Origin of the sequence: Pseudomonas sp. RIT357, from assembly GCF_000632245.1 — a bacterium.
In the GTDB taxonomy this organism is placed as follows: Bacteria; Pseudomonadota; Gammaproteobacteria; order Pseudomonadales; family Pseudomonadaceae; genus Aquipseudomonas; species Aquipseudomonas sivasensis.
The window spans coordinates 1-16,165 of sequence record NZ_JFYX01000029.1 but is presented as its reverse complement, the minus strand read 5'-3'; the positions used below and the strand labels follow the sequence as shown (position 1 = coordinate 16,165).

Sequence of the window (16,165 nt, the reverse complement as noted above, 5' to 3'; positions counted from 1 at the left end):
GCTGAACAGCAGAGCAAAAGAAGAGCAGAACAGCAGAGCAAAAGAAGAGCAGAACAGCGGGACAGCAGAACAGCAGAACAGCAGAACAGCAGAACAGCAGAACAGCAGAACAGCAGAACAGCAGAACAGCAGAACAGCAGAACAGCAGAACAGCAGAACAGCAGAACAGCAGGCTAGAACCTATCTGTCTGATCTATGGAGATCAAACTGTGGGAGGGGGCTTGCTCCCGATGGCAGTGGGTCAGTCACAACTGCATCAACTGACACACCCTCATCGGGAGCAAGCCCCCTCCCACATTTGGACGGAGTTCGGCTTAAGAACCCGGTCGGCTCTAAGGCCGCCGCGCTCTTGCTTTTGATCTGAAATCGCCCCGTCAACCACGATGGCCGGAATTCGACGTTGATTTGGGGGGTAAACCGGCAGGGATGCCGGTTTAGCCGCCCTGCGCCATGGATGGCGCGTGGCGGCGGCCCCCAAATCAATGTCGGATTACGGGCATGCCGAGCCTAGGCGAGGCACCGAGTGGTGGGGCGAAGGCCTTTTGGTTACTTTTGTGCCTTTACAAAAGTGACCCGCTGTAAGAGCGGAACCACAAGCCGTCGTTACCTAAATAACGGATATGTACACCCTAACGGATACGTACACCCTAACGGATATGTACGCCGACACACCTCAACTCAACAAAACAACCCCCCCAGGCAACTCCGTACACTTAGCCCCATAAGCATCCCGTATCAACAACGCCACGCCCGCCAACTGCTGCAAACTAAACCGCGCCTGCACCCGCCGCTGCCCCAGTTCCTTGTTAAGCAACACCAACATCCCCGGCCGATAGCGGTTGATCTCATCCACCACCGTCGCCAACGTCGCGTTGTCAAACACCAGCACCTGCTCACGCCAGGCCACCACCGACTGCGTATCCACGGTGATCACGTCACTGACCCCGGCAGCGCCGTAGCTCATTTGCCGACCACGGCCCAAACTCACGCTGTTGCCGCCCACGTCCACCGACAGCGACCCTTCGATACAGGTGACACACACCCTGTGATCGGTATGACGCACATTGAACCGCGCCTGCGCCGCACTGACCCAGCCCTCCCCGGCCTGGATCTTGAGCGGCTGCGCAATGTGGGCAACGACCTCGACCTCGCCTTCGAGCAATTCAATCCCCTGACCCACCCGGCTGATGCGCGTCTGGGTATTGAGTTCCAGGCTCACGCCATCACTCAACAGCACTTGGCGCTGCTCGCCGACCTCAGTGCGATAGTCCGCCGTCAGCCCGGAAAACCCGCCCGGCACGCCGACGCGCACCATCACCACCGCCGCCGACGCGGCAATCGCGGCCCCCAGAAATGCGCGACGCCCGAACTGACGCGGCGCAGACGGTTGCTCAAGCGCCGGTGCCAATTGCTGCCATAACCCCTTCGCCTGCTCAAACGCCTGGGCATGCTCCGCGCTCTGGGCGCACCAGGCTTTGAGGGCCTTGGCATCGGCCACGGTGGCGCGGCCCGAGGTCAGCAGGAGCAGCCAGTCGCGGGCTTCATCGTGCAAGGGGCTGGCGGCAGATTGCCGAGCGATGGAGAGGCTAAAAATGTTCAAGCGCGCACATACTCACGGTTTTATCAGGGACTCAACACTAAGACGGTTTTCCGGCGCCGGGACCGAACCGCTGGATCACTTTTCTTTCCAGACGTTTGGCGCAATGACCCAGTGCGGCCTTGATTTCCTTCTCGACCATGCGCGTGGAAATGCCGAAGCGCTGGGAGATTTCCAGGTGCGGCGCCTCTTCCAGGCGGGCGGCGATCAGGATCTTGCGTCGGCGCGAGGGCAGTTCATACAGGGCTTTGACCAGGGACTGGATTTCACGTTGACCGCCCACCACCCGCGACGGGTCCTGGGCTTCGTCGGCGCTTTGCAGCAGTTCTTCCACCTCGCTGCCGGTCAGCAAACGGGCGTCGGCCTCGCGGCGGTCGGCAGCGATGTTCAGGGCCATGCGGTACAGGTAGGCATTGGGTTGCGCCAGGTTCGGCGGCATCTCCATGCGGTCGACTCGCAGGTAGGTTTCGTGCAACACGTCATTGGCCAGGTCCTCCGAGCCCAGACGCTTGCGCAAACGCACCTTGAAATCTTCGTAAGAGGCCAGGAACAAGCTGACCATCGTGCTGTGCCCGGTATTTTTCATCCGCCCGAGGCTCCTTTTACGGCTGTGCATTCCATGCGTGTTCCTGTGGTGTCGGGCATCAAGAGCAAAGTCACCGGTTGACGCAGTGAACTCGGCGCCGGGCGTTCCACCCGTGCAGCGCCCAAGCTGCGGACCAGTGCTTCATCGCGTTGTTCATCGCCGGTGGAGCTGACCAGCCGGCTGTGTTCGATCATGCCGTCGCGGTTGACCCACACCTGCACCAGCGCACGAAAACTGCCGGGCCGAGTCAGGGGCGAACGGCACAGGCTGGTCTCGATGGCCTGCTGCAAGGCCGTGGCGTAGCTGTTATTGATCCGCGCAGCACTGCGGGCCGCCGCACCATGCGCCGGGGGCGGTTGGCTGACCTCGGGCAACTGCAAGGTAAACGCATCGCTGCGTGCATAACGTGCCATCAGGCCGCTCCCTGTCAGCAACATCGCCAGAGCCTCCTGCGCCGTGAAGCGACCGCGCACGGCGAGGGAGCGTCGGCCCTGCGTCAACTCGCGGTCCACGAGCACCGCTATCCCCGTCGCGCGGCTATAGGCCTGCAGGGCGTGTTCAAGGTCTTGCGCGGGCAGGTTCAGCAGCAACAGCGGCGACTGCGCTCGCGCAACCCCGCCACCGGCCAGCAGCAACAGCAAGACCAGGACGCATACGGCGCGCCTCCAGGCTCCCTGTTCACCCCCTGCGTAGCATCGCTGCACGGCCGACGCGCCCTAGAAAACCGTCATCCTGAGGCGCGTTTATGAACCTGATGTTACGGTGATAGCAAAAAAAACATCACGGTGACGAGAAGCCCGCTGCACTAGACTCTCAAGCCATACCGGCCCACTCCTTCGGGCCTGCCAGGAGGCCATGATGAAGCTGCTCCCGACCCTCGCCAGCCTGTTGCTGTGCGCCGCCCTGCCCTTACTCGCCCACGCCGACAATGCGCCAAGCGGTTGCACCGAGGTCACGGTGGATGGGTACAAGGCGCCGGATTACGGCTGCCTGGGCCAACAAATGGGCAATGACACGAATGCAACCAAAGCGGCGAAGAAAAACCGTGAGGCGCAGCATCTTTCTATCGAGCAGCGGCCGCCGAACGCCGTGGGCTTATCCACCCCGGCGGCAACCAGCGTGCGCATGGGCAATACGTTTGGTACGTCGGTCAAGCCGCAACGGCCGTGAGCCTTTTGACGAAATTTTCATCTTTGCCCCCCTATGATCGGCCACCTCGTTGGGGAGTAACCGGCTTCTGACCCCGTTGGAAGCGTTCGTATCAACATATTCGGCAACCTGCCGTGGTGCGAACACCGTTTTTCGGTTGGTGAGACCAGCGACACATCCATGCCTAAAGTCGGGCGCGTGGTTGTGTCGTTGTGTCCTATAGCCCGACTGGAAGCCTCACCGTGAACCCCATTTCCCTGATTCTTCTCGCCCTGGCCATGTCCACGGACGCCTTCGCGGCGGCCATCGGCAAAGGCTCCAGCCTGCACAAACCGCGTTTGACCGAAGCCCTGCGTGCCGGTGTGATTTTTGGTGTGATCGAAGCCATCACCCCGATGATCGGCTGGGCGATCGGCCACGTGGCCACCCGTTGGGTGGAAAGCTGGGACCACTGGATCGCCTTCACCCTGCTGGTCGGTTTGGGCCTGCACATGATCTGGAACGGGCTCAAGGCCGATGACGAAGAGGCCGAGAAACCGACCCAGCACTCGTTCATGATCCTCGCCGTCACGGCGTTTGCCACCAGCATCGATGCGATGGCAGTGGGTGTTGGCCTGGCGTTCGTCGACGTGAATATCCTGGTGGCCTCCGCCGCGATTGGCCTGGCGACCATGACCATGGTGACCATCGGCATGATGCTCGGGCGGGTGCTGGGTACCGTGGTGGGCAAGCGTGCCGAGATGGTCGGCGGCGTGGTGTTGATGCTGGTGGGTGCGACGATTCTTTACGAGCATCTCTCGGTCTGACGTGCACACATAACAAATGTGGGAGGTGGCTTGCCACCGATGGCGGTGGGTCAGTCAATGATGCTGTGACTGTACTACCGTTATCGGGGGCAAGCCCCCTCCCACAGGGGTTCTACGGTGGCTTGGAGGTCGAGTTTTCAGGCCGCGTGGCTTTCCTTCTTCAAACTCTCCATATCGATCACGAACCGATACTTCACATCGCCCTTGAGCATCCGCTCATACGCTTCGTTGATGCCTTGGATGTCGATCATCTCCACGTCCGAGACAATCCCGTGCTTGGCGCAGAAGTCGAGCATGTCCTGGGTCTCCTGGATCCCACCGATCAGCGAACCAGCCAGGCTGCGGCGCTTGAAAATCAGGTTGAACACGGTCGGCGACGGGTGCGGGCTGTCGGGGGCGCCGACCAGGGTCATGGTGCCGTCGCGCTTGAGCAGGTTAAGGAACGCATCGAGGTTATGCGGCGCGGCGACGGTGTTGAGGATAAAGTCCAGGCTGTTGGCGACCTTGGCCATTTCGTCTGGGTTCTTCGACACCACCACGTGGTCGGCGCCCAGGCGCAGGCCGTCTTCGCGTTTGTTGGGTGAGGTGGTGAACAGCGTGACCTCGGCGCCCATGGCGTGGGCGATCTTCACCGCCATGTGGCCGAGGCCGCCGAGGCCGACCACACCGACCTTCTTGCCGGGCCCGACCTTCCAGTGATGCAGCGGCGAATACGTGGTGATGCCCGCACACAACAACGGCGCCACGGCGGCCAGGTTGGAATCGTCGTGGGAAATGCGCAGCACGAACTTCTCCTTGACCACGATGCTGTCCGAGTAGCCGCCAAAGGTATTTTCACCGCCGAACACCGGGCCGTTGTAGGTGCCGGTAAAACCGCTCTCGCAGTACTGCTCTTCGCCCTCGGCGCAGGAGGCGCAGTGCTGGCAACTGTCGACCATGCAGCCGACACCGGCCAGGTCGCCGACCTTGAATTTGCTGACATTGGCGCCGACTGCCGTCACACGGCCGACGATTTCATGGCCGGGGACCGACGGGTAAAGGGTGTTGTTCCACTCGTTGCGCGCGGTGTGCAGGTCGGAGTGGCACACGCCGCAATACAGGATGTCGATCTGTACATCGTCCGCCCCTGGCGCGCGGCGCTCGAAGGTAAAGGGCTTGAGGACATCCTTGGCGTTCTGGGCGGCGTAGCTGTAAGTCTTGGCCATTTCGTTCACCTGTGTGATCTGACGGTAGAGGTCAGTGGACCAGCATAGACGCTGAACCGTTCAACCAAGCACACCCATACAAGCCCTTCGTCAGGTTTACGGCAATAGTGAGCTAGAGTCTTCTCGCCCCCTCAATCAGGAGTTTTCCATGAGCACATTCGTTGCCAAAGACGGTACCCAGATCTACTTCAAGGACTGGGGCAGCGGTAAGCCCGTGCTGTTCAGCCACGGCTGGCCGCTGGATGCCGACATGTGGGAATACCAGATGGAATACCTGAGCAGCCGTGGTTACCGCACCATCGCGTTCGACCGCCGTGGCTTTGGCCGTTCGGACCAGCCGTGGACCGGCAACGACTACGACACCTTCGCCGATGACATCGCGCAGTTGATCGAACACCTGGACCTCAAGGAGGTGACCCTGGTGGGCTTCTCCATGGGCGGTGGCGATGTTGCGCGCTACATCGCACGCCACGGCAGTGCCCGGGTAGCCGGCCTGGTGCTGCTGGGTGCAGTGACGCCGATCTTCGGCCAGAAGCCCGATTACCCACAGGGCGTGCCGACCGATGTGTTCGACGGTATCAAGGCCGGTTTGCTGAAAGACCGTGCGCAGTTCATCGCTGATTTCAACACGCCGTTCTTCGGCATCAACAAGGGCCAGACCGTTTCCGAAGGTACGCTGACCCAGACCCTGCAAATCGCGATGCTGGCGTCCCTCAAGTCGACCGTGGATTGCGTCACGGCCTTCTCCGAAACCGACTTCCGCCCGGACATGGCCAAGATCGACGTGCCGACCCTGGTGATCCATGGCGATGGCGACCAGATCGTGCCGTTCGAAACCACCGGTAAAGTGGCCGCCGAGATGATCAAGGGCGCCGAATTGAAGGTCTACAAAGATGCGCCCCACGGGTTTGCCGTGACCCACGCCCAGGCGTTGAACGAAGACTTGCTGGCGTTCCTGAAGCGCTGAAACCGCTCTCCTTATTTAGCCGGGCTTGCCCGGCTTTTTTTATTCAGGCAAAACGCTTACCGAGCACAAAACGCCCCGGCCCGGCGATCAGCACGCTGGTAAAGAGGATCAGCAACAACCACCCAAACTGCCCTTCAAACAATGTCCACTCTGGATGCACGACCACCATGGCGATCAACAGCACCGCCAGGATGGGCAGGCATGCCAGGCGCACCAGCACGCCGGCAAGGATCAGCAACGGGCACAGCACTTCGGCAAAAATCGCCAGCAGCAGCGTGACGTGTGCGCCGAGGTGAAACGGGTCTTCGATCAGCTTCAGTTGTTCGCTGTAATTGAGCAATTTGGGCAAGCCGTGTACCCACAGCAGGAACAACGCCCCGCTCGCCCGCAGAAACAACAGCCCCAGATCCTGATGTCTTGATTCGTTCATAGGTGTTCCCTGTTGGTTGACACATCGATTGTGTCCACAGAGCGCCCCCCAAGATTGCAAGCCTGTGCTGACCTTTACTCCCCCGTTCCCGCAAACCCCGCGACGATTTCATCGATGACTACCCGCACCCGCGCGGTGTGGCGCAGGTCGGCGTGGGTCACCAGCCACACGTCATAAGGCACCGGCCGCGTGCGCTCGGGCCAAAGGCGAACCAGGCCGTCACGCTCGCCGGTGTACACCGGGATCTCGCCGATACCGAGCCCGGCGGCAATGGAGCGGCGCACCAGCAGGCTTGAACTCAACGCCGCGACAATGCGCCCACGGCCCAAGGGTTCGGACACCAGGGTCAGGTCTTTGTGGGTTTGCAGATAGGGTTGGTAGACCACCAGATCGTGGCCTTCAAACAGGCTGCCGGGCTCGGGAATCCCGTGGCGATCGACGTAAGCCTGGGAAGCAAACAACCCCAGCGGCCATCGAGCGATGCGACGGGCTATCAGGTCGGGGCTATCGGGACGGGTGTTGCGCACGGCAATGTCGGTTTCACGTTTGGCCAGGCTCAGGAACTGGGTCGATGCGTCCAACTGCACGCGCACATCCGGGTGCTGGGCGTGGAGGCGCGCAATCGCAGGGATCATAAAGTCGATGGCCAGGGAATCGGTGGTGCTGACCCGTACGGTGCCGGTCAGGCGGTCATCCAGGCCTTGGATCTGCCGCTCCAGGTCCAAGGCCGAACGCTCCATTTTTTCCACCGAGTGCAACGCGGCTTCGCCCACGGCGGTCAAGGCGTAGCCCTCGGAGGTGCGCAGGAACAGCGTCGCGCTCAAGGACTTTTCCAGGGCGTTGACCCGCCGCCCGACGGTGGCCTGGTCCACCCCCAGCACCCGTGCGGCACCGCGCAGTGTGGACTCGCGGCATACCGCCAGAAATACCCGTGCGTCATCCCAATTCATGCGTACTCCTTATGCTGCATATCTGCATCACTATGCTGTGTAATCGCTGCATTATTGCACCGACGTTCCTCGATATGCTGGGCGCCAGAGAAAAATACTCAGGACCGCCACCATGCAAGACACTCAAGCACGCAGCGCCGTCTGGCTGCCCATCTTCGCCGGCCTGTGCGCCAGCCTGGTCAGCATCGGCCTGGCGAGGTTTGCCTACACGCCGTTGATTCCATCGCTGATCCAGGCCCACTGGTTCAGCGCCAATGACGTGGTGTACCTCGGCGCCGCCAACCTGGTGGGTTACCTGATCGGCGCGCTGATAGGCCGCCCCCTCGCCCAACGCAGCTCCAACAAAAGCGCCCTGCGTCTGATGATGGTGGCGGTGACCCTGGCGTTCTTTGCCTGTGGTTTTCCGTTGTCGGTGACGTGGTTCTTTGGCTGGCGCCTGCTGTCGGGCATTGCCGGTGGCGCGATCATGGTGCTGGTGGCCGCGACCGTGTTGCCCCATGTACCGGCCGCACGCCGAGGCCTGGCCAGTGGCGCGATCTTCCTGGGCATCGGTTTGGGAATTGCCGGTTCGGGCACACTGGTCCCACCGCTGCTGAGCCTGGGTTTGCAGCAGACCTGGTTCGGTCTCGGTCTGTTGGCGGTGGTGCTGACGGCCGCCAGTTGGTTCGCCTGGCCCAACGGCACGCAGCATGAAGCACCGCAACCGGCGGGCAGCACGTTGCCGACCCCTGCTGGCGTGTACCTGCTGTTTGCCCAATACGCCTTTATGGCGGCGGGCCTGGTGCCGGCGATGGTGTTTCTGGTGGATTACGTGGCCCGCGGCCTGGGTGCCGGGGCGCATATCGGCGCGATGATCTGGGTGATGTACGGCCTGGGCTCGATTGTGGGGCCCGTCACTTATGGGTTCCTGGCAGACAAGCTCGGCGCACGCTTGAGCATCCGCGTGGTGTTGCTGGTGCAGGCGATTGCCGTTGGTTTGTTGCCGTTCGCCGGCTCGTTTACGGCCCTGGCGGTACTGGCGGTCATCCTCGGTTCCTTCCCGCCGGGCATCGTGCCGCTGGCGCTGGCGCGGGTGCACGAACTGATCCCCAATCATCACCAACAGCAGGTCGCCTGGAGCCGTGCCACGGTGTCCTTTGCCACCTTTCAGGCGGTCGCAGGCTTCGCTTACTCAGCCCTATTCAATGCGAGCGGCGGCCAGCATGCGCTGTTGTTCATGATCGCGGCCGGGGCGATAGTGGTCGCCCTTGCACTGGAACTGGTCATGCTTTTGCTGAACCGCCGGCCGCCCGACGCGGTCCCACCCCATACGCTCATCGCTGCAGGTAACTTCAAATGATGCTCCCTAACGACATGACCCTGATCGAAATCACCACGCCCGGTGGCCCAGAGGTGCTCCAACCGCGCCAGGCGCACGTGCCTGTGGCCGGTCCCGGCGAGATCCTGATCCGCGTGCACGCCGCCGGGGTGAATCGCCCCGACGCCCTGCAACGTGCGGGCAAATACCCGATGAAGCCCGGCATGAGCCCGATTCCGGGTTTGGAAGTGGCCGGTGAAGTGGTGGCGCTGGGCGACGGCGTGACCGCGTTCAGCCTGGGCGACAAGGTGTGTGCCCTGACCAATGGCGGCGGTTATGCGCAGTTTTGCGCGGTGCCCGCCGGCCAGGCTTTGCCGATCCCCGAGGGCATGGACTGGATTCAAGCCGCCGCCGTACCGGAAACCTTCTTCACTGTGTGGGCCAACCTGTTCGGCCTCGGCGATGCGCACACCGGCCAACGCGTGCTGATCCACGGCGGCACCAGCGGCATCGGTACGACCGCGTTGATGCTGTGCCGCGAATTCGGCATCCAGGCTTTCGCCACCGCCGGCAGCGCCGACAAATGCGCGGCCATTGCGAAGCTGGGCGCCACGCCGATCAATTACCGCGAGCAGGACTTCGCCGACGTCATTGCCCAACAGACTGACGGCCAGGGTGTGGATGTGATCCTAGACATCATGGGAGCCTCGTATCTCAACAACAATCTCAAGGCCCTGGCCATGGACGGCCACTTGGTAATGCTGGGTTTCCTCGGCGGCGCCAAGGCCAACGACGTCGACCTGCTGACCATCCTCGGCAAACGCGCGATGATTACCGGTTCGCTGTTGCGCGCGCGCAGCAAGGATGAAAAAGCCGCGATTGCCGAACAGTTGCGTGAATACATTTGGCCGGTACTGGAAGCCGGGCGCTGCTTGCCGATCATCGACAAGGTGCACGAATACACCGACGCGGCCCAGGCCCATGCGCGGATGGAAGGTGGGGATCATATTGGCAAGATTGTCTTGCGGGTCGCGTAACCAGCAGGCACTAGATAGCAAATGTGGGAGGGGGCTTGCCCCCGATTGCAGTGGGTCAGTCAATGATGCTGTGACTGTCCTGCCGCCATCGGGGGCAAGCCCCCTCCCACATTGGTTGCATGACTACCCGAGGGTTGCGCGCGCGCAGCAAGGATGAAAAAGCCGCGATTGCCGAACAGTTGCGTGAATACATTTGGCCGGTATTGGAGGCCGGGCGTTGCCTGCCGATCATCGACAAGGTCTACGAATACACCGACGCCGCCCAGGCCCATGCGCGGATGGAAGGTGGGGATCATATTGGCAAGATTGTCTTGCGGGTCGCGTAACCAGCAGGCACTAGATAGCAAATGTGGGAGGGGGCTTGCCCCCGATTGCAGTGGGTCAGTCAATGATGCTGTGACTGTCCCGCCGCCATCGGGGGCTAGCCCCTCCCACATTGGTTGCATGACTACCCGAGGTACGTGGGGTAGTCGATATACCCTTCCTCACCCCCACCATACATCCCCTCTTCCCGCAGTGGATTCAGCGGCCACCCGTTGAATATCCGCTGCGGCAGATCCGGGTTGGCGATAAACGGCCGACCAAACGCGATCAAATCCGCCAGCCCTGCTTCCACCAGTTTCGCGCCGCGTTCAGCGGTGTAGCGCCCGGCATAGATAATGCGGCCACTGAAGGTGCTGCGCACGGCTTCACGGAAGCTGTCGGGCAGGATGGGCGCGTTGTCCCAGTCGGCTTCGGCGATGGAGACATAAGCAATGCCCGACGCTTGCAGTACTTTGATCGCTTCGATGTAGGTGTGGTGCGGGTCTTCTTCCACCAGGCCGATGTACACACGGTCTTCGTCGGTGCCGCTGAACAACGGTGAAAAACGCACGCCAAGGCGTTCCGGGCCGACCACGGCGCTGACCGCTTCGACGATCTCACGCAGAAAGCGCAGACGGTTTTCCAGTGAGCCACCGTACTCATCGTCGCGGGTGTTGGAATGGGCCGAGATGAACTGGTTGACCAGGTAACCATTGGCCGAATGGATTTCCACCCCGTCGAACCCTGCGTCCAGGGCATTGCGCGCAGCCTGGGCGTAGTGCCCGACCAGTTGCTTGACCTCAACGGTGCTCAACGCACGCGGCACGGGTGGTTGCACCAGTTCGCCGGTGCCAGGCCCGGTGGCGATAAAAGCTTTGGCTTGCAAGGCCGCCAGCGCAGATGGCCCCACGGGTGCCGCGCCGTCGGGCTGCAAGGCGTTATGGGACACGCGCCCCACATGCCACAGTTGCGCGAAGATCACCCCGCCGTCGGCATGCACCGCGTCGGTGACTTTGCGCCAGCCGTCGATCTGCGCCGGGCTGTAGATGCCCGGCGTCCAGGCATAGCCCTGGCCACGGGGTTCAATCTGCGTGCCTTCGCTGACCATGAATCCGGCGCTGGCACGCTGACGGTAATACTCAGCCATCAGATCGGTGGCGATATCGCCGGGCTGGGCGCTGCGTTGGCGGGTCAGCGGCGGCAGCACGACACGGTTAGTCAGGGTGTGATTGCCCAGTTTTACCGGGGTACTTAAAACGTTGTCAGTCATGGATTTTTCCAAATTTTGGGCGCACGAAAGCATTGGCGACTCTAAAGAGTCGCCAACGAATCGAGCGGTTGATTAAGTTAAGCGGTGAGTTTCAGCAGGGCCTTGGCGACATCGCTGGAACTGCCGGGGTTCTGCCCGGTGACCAGCAAGCCATCAACGATAACGAAGGATGCCCAGTCGGCGCCCTTCTCATACTTGCCACCCAATTTCTTGAATTCATCTTCAATCAGGAAAGGCACCACCTTTGTCAGGCCTACGGCGTCTTCCTCAGAGTTGGAGAAACCGGTCACGCGACGGCCTTTGATCAACGGCTCACCGTTGACCGCCTTGACGTGACGCAGCGCGCCCGGTGCGTGGCAGACAAAACCAATCGGCTTGCCGGCACGCTCAAAGGATTCGATCAGCGCGATGGACACCGGCGATTCCGCCAAGTCCCACAGCGGGCCGTGGCCGCCTGGGTAAAACACCGTGTCGAAGGCGTCCACGTTGACCGTGTCCAGCTTGACGGTGTTGGCCAGCGCCTGCTGCGCCGCCGAGTCGGCCGCGAAGCGATGGGTCTGCTCGGTTTGCGCATCCGGCTCGTCGCTGACCGGGTCCAACGGCGGCTGGCCACCGGCTGGGGATGCCAGTACCACGTCGGCGCCGGCGTCCTTGAACGCGTAATACGGAGCGGCAAACTCTTCGAGCCAGAAGCCGGTCTTGCGGCCGGTGTCGCCAAGCTGGTCGTGAGAGGTCAGTACCATTAATACTTTCATTTTCCAGTGCCTCGATCAGTGAATGTCAGTGTGTTCAGGGTGACCCAACAACTGTCGGGTCAGCAGCAACGCCTCATCAAACGGCGCGGATGTAAGGGTGATCTTGCTCATGACACTGCTTCCCAGCCACAGCGCATACAGCTGCTGGGCCAAGTCCTGTGGGCGGTGTTGAAGCCGCAATGAGCCGTCTTCAACGCCGCGCTGCAGCGCCACAGCGAGTAATGCAATGGTGCGCGAAGTGCCGCGTTGCAGGGCCAAACGCATCGGCTCTGAAAGGTCAGACACCTCCGCACCCAGTTTGACGGCAAGGCATTTGCCCGCTTCGGTGCAGCCGGTCTGATTGTCGATCCAGGCGTCCCAATAGCGCATCAACTTGGCGTGCTGGGATAAACCCGGTTGGTCGAACAGTTGCTGCATACCGTGCACGTAGTGGTCGAAGTAGGTGTCGAGCAACACAACACCGAAGCCATCTTTAGAGGTGAAGTAGTGATAGAACGACCCCTTGGGCACCTCGGCCGCTTGAAGGATTTCGTTCAGGCCCACCGCAGAAAATCCCTTGCGGCCGACAAGCACTTGCGCCGCATCCAGAATGGTCTGTCGTGTATTTTTGGTTTCGCTGCTCATGCTTGACTCCAACCGATTAGACCAGTCGTCTAGTTCGTTGAGGCAATGTTAGGGGCCGAGTCGAACCCTCACAATGTCAGATACGCAAGGATTCCGGACATCGCCCGAGGCGGGTTGCCGTTTACCCGGCACGCGCCGACAATCCACCCCCCCGCGCCCCTTGGAGAATGAAGATGCACAGCGTTGCGCTGATGGTTTACCCGAACTTTCAATCCCTGAGCCTCAGCCTGGGCTCGGTGTTCGAGTGCGCGAACCTGTTGCGGGGCGAGCCCGCCTATGAATTTCACCTGGTGTCAGAGCGTGGCGGCGCGGTGATGACCTCCCAGGGTTTTTCGGTGAACACCTCGCCGATTCGGCCCGAGGGCTATGACACCCTGATCGTCAGCGGCTACCTGGAATTCCGCCTGCCGGAGGCCAACCTGCTGGAGTTGGTCAAGGCCGCTTCGGCGCAATCACGCCGAGTGGCCTCGTTGTGCATGGGCATCTTTGTACTGGCCGAAGCCGGATTGCTGGAGGGCAAGCGCACCACCACTCATTGGATTCACGCCCCGGCGTTTCGCAAGCGCTACCCGGATATCCATCTGGAGGAAGACAAACTGTTTGTGGTGGACGGCCAAGTGTGGACCGGCGCCGGCATGAGCGCCGGTGTGGACATGGCGTTGGCCATGGTGGAGAACGACCTGGGCAGCGACCTCGCCCGGCGCATTGCACGCAAACTGGTGATCGCCCAGCGCCGCGGCAGTGAGCAGTCGCAATTGTCGGCGTTGCTGGAACTGGACCCCAAGTCCGACCGCGTGCAACTGGCCCTGGCCTACGCCCGCGAGAATCTCACCCATGACCTGTCCGTGGAAGCGCTGGCGGATGTTGCCCGTTTGAGTCCACGCCAGTTCAGCCGGGTGTTCCGCGAAGAAACCGGACAAACCCCGGCCAAGGCCATCGAAGCCCTGCGCGTGGAAGCGGCGCGGGCGATGATGGAAACCAGTCGTCACCCGGTTGAAGTGGTGGCCCGCGAAACCGGCTTCGGTGATCGCGAGCGCATGCGTCAGGCGTTTCTACGGGCGTTCGGGCAACCGCCCCAAGCGATGCAGCAGGCGTTTAATGCAGCGCCGCACGCGTAATCAAATAGCTCACCAACTGCGGCTCATCGTCCAGCTCGATGGTCTGCACCGGGCGCGGCAGGTTGTCCAACACCGCGCGCCAGAACGCCTGGGACACTTCGTCCTGGTCATAAAACCGCACCAACCAATCCGATACGCCGCTGCACAGCACCTGGGTGGCGATGGCGCGGCCGATGCCTTTGCGGCGATAGCGCTTGAGGATAAACAGGTCGGCCAGTTCCAGGGCGTCGATGCCAGGCAACTCACTGCCTTCGATCAGCAGAAAGCCGGCGATATAGCCGTCGACCAGCAACAGGTTGGCGCTCCACTGCGGGTCTTGCCAGTAGCGCGTCAGGTGTTCGTCATGGATATAGAAACGGCCGTCCGCCTCGACATCTTCCTGCTCCCAGTCCGACGACTCATAGGCGTAGTACTGGTAGAGATTGCGGATCAACTCGGATGCTTCAGGGCCGGTCTGGATCAGTTCCACTGTAGTTTCAGGCATTAGGCTCTCGATCAAAAAACGCAGGGCGCCATTGTTCACAAAACCTCGGCGCAGTCCAATAGCGCCGCGAACCTTTCTACTTGCTGAACCGATTGCAAATAGCCGTTGGCCCTGCCGAAGCGCTGAAACATTTCGAATAGACTTTGCCGAAATCTCCCTTTTCTGAAGGACACGTATTTTGACGAACGTCTGTTCCGCCGGCCTGGATGTGGGCTTTGCGTCCCTGGATTACCTGCAGATTTTTATCCTCGGTGTGATCCAGGGTTTTACCGAACTGCTGCCGGTCTCCTCCACCGCCCATATGCGCGTAGTGCCCGCCCTGCTCGGCTGGCAGGATCCCGGTTCGGCCTTTTCGGCGGCCATGCAGTTGGCCGCACTGGCGGCGGTGGTCAGTTATTTCTGGCGCGATGTGCGCCAGGTGACCACGGGCAGCATCGGGGCGGTGCGCCGGGGCGACTACAACGACCGTTGGTTCAAGCTTGCGGTGGCAATCGTGCTGGCGACGATCCCTATTGGCATCGCCGGCCTGGCATTGTCGTCGACGTTGAACGCCTGCAACTCGCCATTGCGCGGTTTGATGGTGATCGGCATTTCCTGCCTGGTGATGGCGGTGTTACTGGCGGCGGCCGAGCTGCGTGCCCGGCATACCCGCGACATGAGCGAGATGCGCCTGCGCGATGCGCTGATCGTCGGTGTGGCACAGATTGGCGCATTGATTCCTGGGGTGTCGCGTTCCGGCTCAACCCTCACTGCGGCGCTGTTCCTCAACTTCAAACGTGAAGAAGCCGCGCGGTTTTCCTTCCTGCTGGGCCTGCCGGCCATTGCCCTGGCCGGTTTGAAAGAACTGTGGGTGCTGCTGCGCGCCGACCTGCCGGCCCACGCCTGGCCACACCTGTTGTTTGGCCTGGTGGTGGCGAGCGTCTCGGCGTTTTTTGCAATCTGGGGCCTGATGAAGTTTTTGGAGCGGTTCTCCACCTGGCCGTTCGTAATCTACCGGGCGCTGCTGGGGGTGTTCCTGATTGTGGCGGTGAGTACCGGGTTATTGGCCGGGTAAGGCGGTGTGCGCTTAAGGAATGAGCGGGCTTCGGTGGGGAGATTGCTTCTGTGGTGGGGTTGCTTCTGAGATGGGTTGCTTCTGTGGTGAGCTTGCTTCTGAGATGAGTTACCTCTGTGGTGAGTTTGCTTCTGAGATGAGTTGCTTCTGCGGTGAGCTTGCTTCTGCGGTGAGCTTGCTTCTGTGGTGAGCGGGCTTGCCCCGCGCTGGGCTGCGAAGCGGCCCCATTGAGAACACCGCGTTTCTTCAGATAAATCACGGGGGCAGGTTTTGGGGCCGCTTCGCAGCCCAGCGCGGGGCAAGCCCGCTCACCACAAAGAACATGCCCACTCTCGTAATGCAGCCTTCAGCCCCGGCTTTGGCAATCGCTCCAAACCTGGCGAATCAACCCCTGCAGCTTCAACGCCTCGGCCCAGCGTGAGCTTGCTTCTGAGATGGGTTTGCTTCTGAGATGAGTTGCTTCTGCGGTGAGCTTGCTTCTGTGGTGAGCGGGCTTGCCCCGCGCTGGGCTGCGAAGCGGCCCCATTGAGAAC

Annotated in this window: 16 protein-coding genes and 2 pseudogenes; 8 read left to right on the top strand and 10 right to left on the bottom strand. The window is 61.5% G+C overall.

Features of this window, described 5'->3' with window-relative positions; translation table 11 throughout:
• Positions 1-673 precede the first annotated feature (673 nt).
• Genes BW43_RS09935 through BW43_RS09945 form a run of 3 tightly spaced genes read right to left on the bottom strand, consistent with a single transcriptional unit; the run spans position 674 to position 2,824 of the window.
• Positions 674-1,600, bottom strand: a complete 927-nt coding sequence (locus BW43_RS09935) for a FecR domain-containing protein (RefSeq protein ID WP_032888439.1) — start codon at positions 1,598-1,600, stop codon at positions 674-676.
• Between the two features lie 37 nt (positions 1,601-1,637).
• Positions 1,638-2,183, bottom strand: a complete 546-nt coding sequence (locus BW43_RS09940) for an RNA polymerase sigma factor (protein WP_032888437.1) — start codon at positions 2,181-2,183, stop codon at positions 1,638-1,640.
• The gene (locus BW43_RS09945; protein WP_032888435.1) at positions 2,180-2,824 is read right to left on the bottom strand and encodes a secretin and TonB N-terminal domain-containing protein; all 645 of its coding nucleotides are present in this window, start codon (positions 2,822-2,824) and stop codon (positions 2,180-2,182) included. The genes BW43_RS09940 and BW43_RS09945 overlap by 4 nt, the downstream gene beginning before the upstream one ends.
• Positions 2,825-3,041: 217 nt before the next feature.
• Between BW43_RS09945 and BW43_RS09950 the strand changes: the two genes are divergently transcribed.
• Both BW43_RS09950 and mntP read left to right on the top strand, forming a co-directional pair.
• Entirely contained in the window at positions 3,042-3,353 is a 312-nt protein-coding gene (locus BW43_RS09950; RefSeq protein ID WP_032888433.1) for a hypothetical protein, read from the top strand.
• A gap of 221 nt (positions 3,354-3,574) precedes the next feature.
• Positions 3,575-4,138: a manganese efflux pump MntP gene (gene mntP, locus BW43_RS09955; RefSeq protein ID WP_032888431.1), complete on the top strand. Its 564-nt coding sequence runs from the start codon at positions 3,575-3,577 to the stop codon at positions 4,136-4,138.
• A gap of 137 nt (positions 4,139-4,275) precedes the next feature.
• Here mntP and BW43_RS09960 read toward each other — a convergent pair whose 3' ends face one another.
• On the bottom strand, positions 4,276-5,343 hold the full coding sequence (locus BW43_RS09960; RefSeq protein WP_032888429.1) for an NAD(P)-dependent alcohol dehydrogenase: 1,068 nt from the start codon (positions 5,341-5,343) through the stop codon (positions 4,276-4,278).
• A gap of 148 nt (positions 5,344-5,491) precedes the next feature.
• Here BW43_RS09960 and BW43_RS09965 point away from each other — a divergent pair, with 148 nt between their 5' ends.
• Entirely contained in the window at positions 5,492-6,310 is an 819-nt protein-coding gene (locus BW43_RS09965; protein ID WP_032888427.1) for an alpha/beta fold hydrolase, read from the top strand.
• A 43-nt stretch (positions 6,311-6,353) separates the two neighbouring features.
• On the opposite strand, the gene BW43_RS09970 is transcribed toward BW43_RS09965, so the two are convergent.
• Together BW43_RS09970 and BW43_RS09975 are read right to left on the bottom strand one after the other, a co-directional pair.
• Positions 6,354-6,740, bottom strand: coding sequence for a DoxX family protein (locus BW43_RS09970; protein ID WP_032888425.1), 387 nt, complete (start codon positions 6,738-6,740; stop codon positions 6,354-6,356).
• Between the two features lie 74 nt (positions 6,741-6,814).
• Positions 6,815-7,690 (bottom strand): LysR family transcriptional regulator, encoded by an 876-nt coding sequence (locus BW43_RS09975; protein WP_032888423.1) that lies wholly within the window; start codon positions 7,688-7,690, stop codon positions 6,815-6,817.
• Between the two features lie 112 nt (positions 7,691-7,802).
• On the opposite strand from BW43_RS09975, the gene BW43_RS09980 reads away from it, so the two are divergent.
• The 3 genes and pseudogenes from BW43_RS09980 to BW43_RS09990 all read left to right on the top strand — a co-directional run.
• Entirely contained in the window at positions 7,803-9,029 is a 1,227-nt protein-coding gene (locus BW43_RS09980; protein WP_032888421.1) for a YbfB/YjiJ family MFS transporter, read from the top strand.
• On the top strand, positions 9,026-10,024 hold the full coding sequence (locus BW43_RS09985; protein ID WP_032888419.1) for an NAD(P)H-quinone oxidoreductase: 999 nt from the start codon (positions 9,026-9,028) through the stop codon (positions 10,022-10,024). Before BW43_RS09980 ends, BW43_RS09985 begins: the two co-directional genes overlap by 4 nt.
• Positions 10,025-10,158: 134 nt before the next feature.
• Positions 10,159-10,350: pseudogene (locus tag BW43_RS09990) on the top strand (zinc-binding dehydrogenase); the annotation flags it as partial.
• Between the two features lie 122 nt (positions 10,351-10,472).
• Here the strand turns inward: BW43_RS09990 and BW43_RS09995 are convergent.
• The 3 genes and pseudogenes from BW43_RS09995 to BW43_RS10005 form a co-directional block, all read right to left on the bottom strand.
• Positions 10,473-11,597, bottom strand: a complete 1,125-nt coding sequence (locus BW43_RS09995; protein WP_032888415.1) for an alkene reductase — start codon at positions 11,595-11,597, stop codon at positions 10,473-10,475.
• Positions 11,598-11,674: 77 nt separating this feature from the next.
• Positions 11,675-12,352 (bottom strand): type 1 glutamine amidotransferase domain-containing protein, encoded by a 678-nt coding sequence (locus BW43_RS10000; protein ID WP_032888414.1) that lies wholly within the window; start codon positions 12,350-12,352, stop codon positions 11,675-11,677.
• Positions 12,349-12,976, bottom strand: a pseudogene (locus tag BW43_RS10005) (TetR/AcrR family transcriptional regulator). The gene BW43_RS10000 and the pseudogene BW43_RS10005 overlap by 4 nt, the downstream one beginning before the upstream one ends.
• Positions 12,977-13,149: 173 nt before the next feature.
• Here BW43_RS10005 and BW43_RS10010 point away from each other — a divergent pair.
• The gene (locus BW43_RS10010) at positions 13,150-14,094 is read left to right on the top strand and encodes a GlxA family transcriptional regulator (protein WP_032888410.1); all 945 of its coding nucleotides are present in this window, start codon (positions 13,150-13,152) and stop codon (positions 14,092-14,094) included.
• On the opposite strand, the gene BW43_RS10015 is transcribed toward BW43_RS10010, so the two are convergent.
• Positions 14,072-14,578, bottom strand: coding sequence for a GNAT family N-acetyltransferase (locus tag BW43_RS10015; protein ID WP_032888441.1), 507 nt, complete (start codon positions 14,576-14,578; stop codon positions 14,072-14,074). The genes BW43_RS10010 and BW43_RS10015 overlap by 23 nt on opposite strands.
• Before the next feature lie 178 nt (positions 14,579-14,756).
• Here BW43_RS10015 and BW43_RS10020 point away from each other — a divergent pair, with 178 nt between their 5' ends.
• The gene (locus BW43_RS10020) at positions 14,757-15,632 is read left to right on the top strand and encodes an undecaprenyl-diphosphate phosphatase (protein ID WP_032888408.1); all 876 of its coding nucleotides are present in this window, start codon (positions 14,757-14,759) and stop codon (positions 15,630-15,632) included.
• The last annotated feature ends 533 nt before the right edge of the window (positions 15,633-16,165 follow it).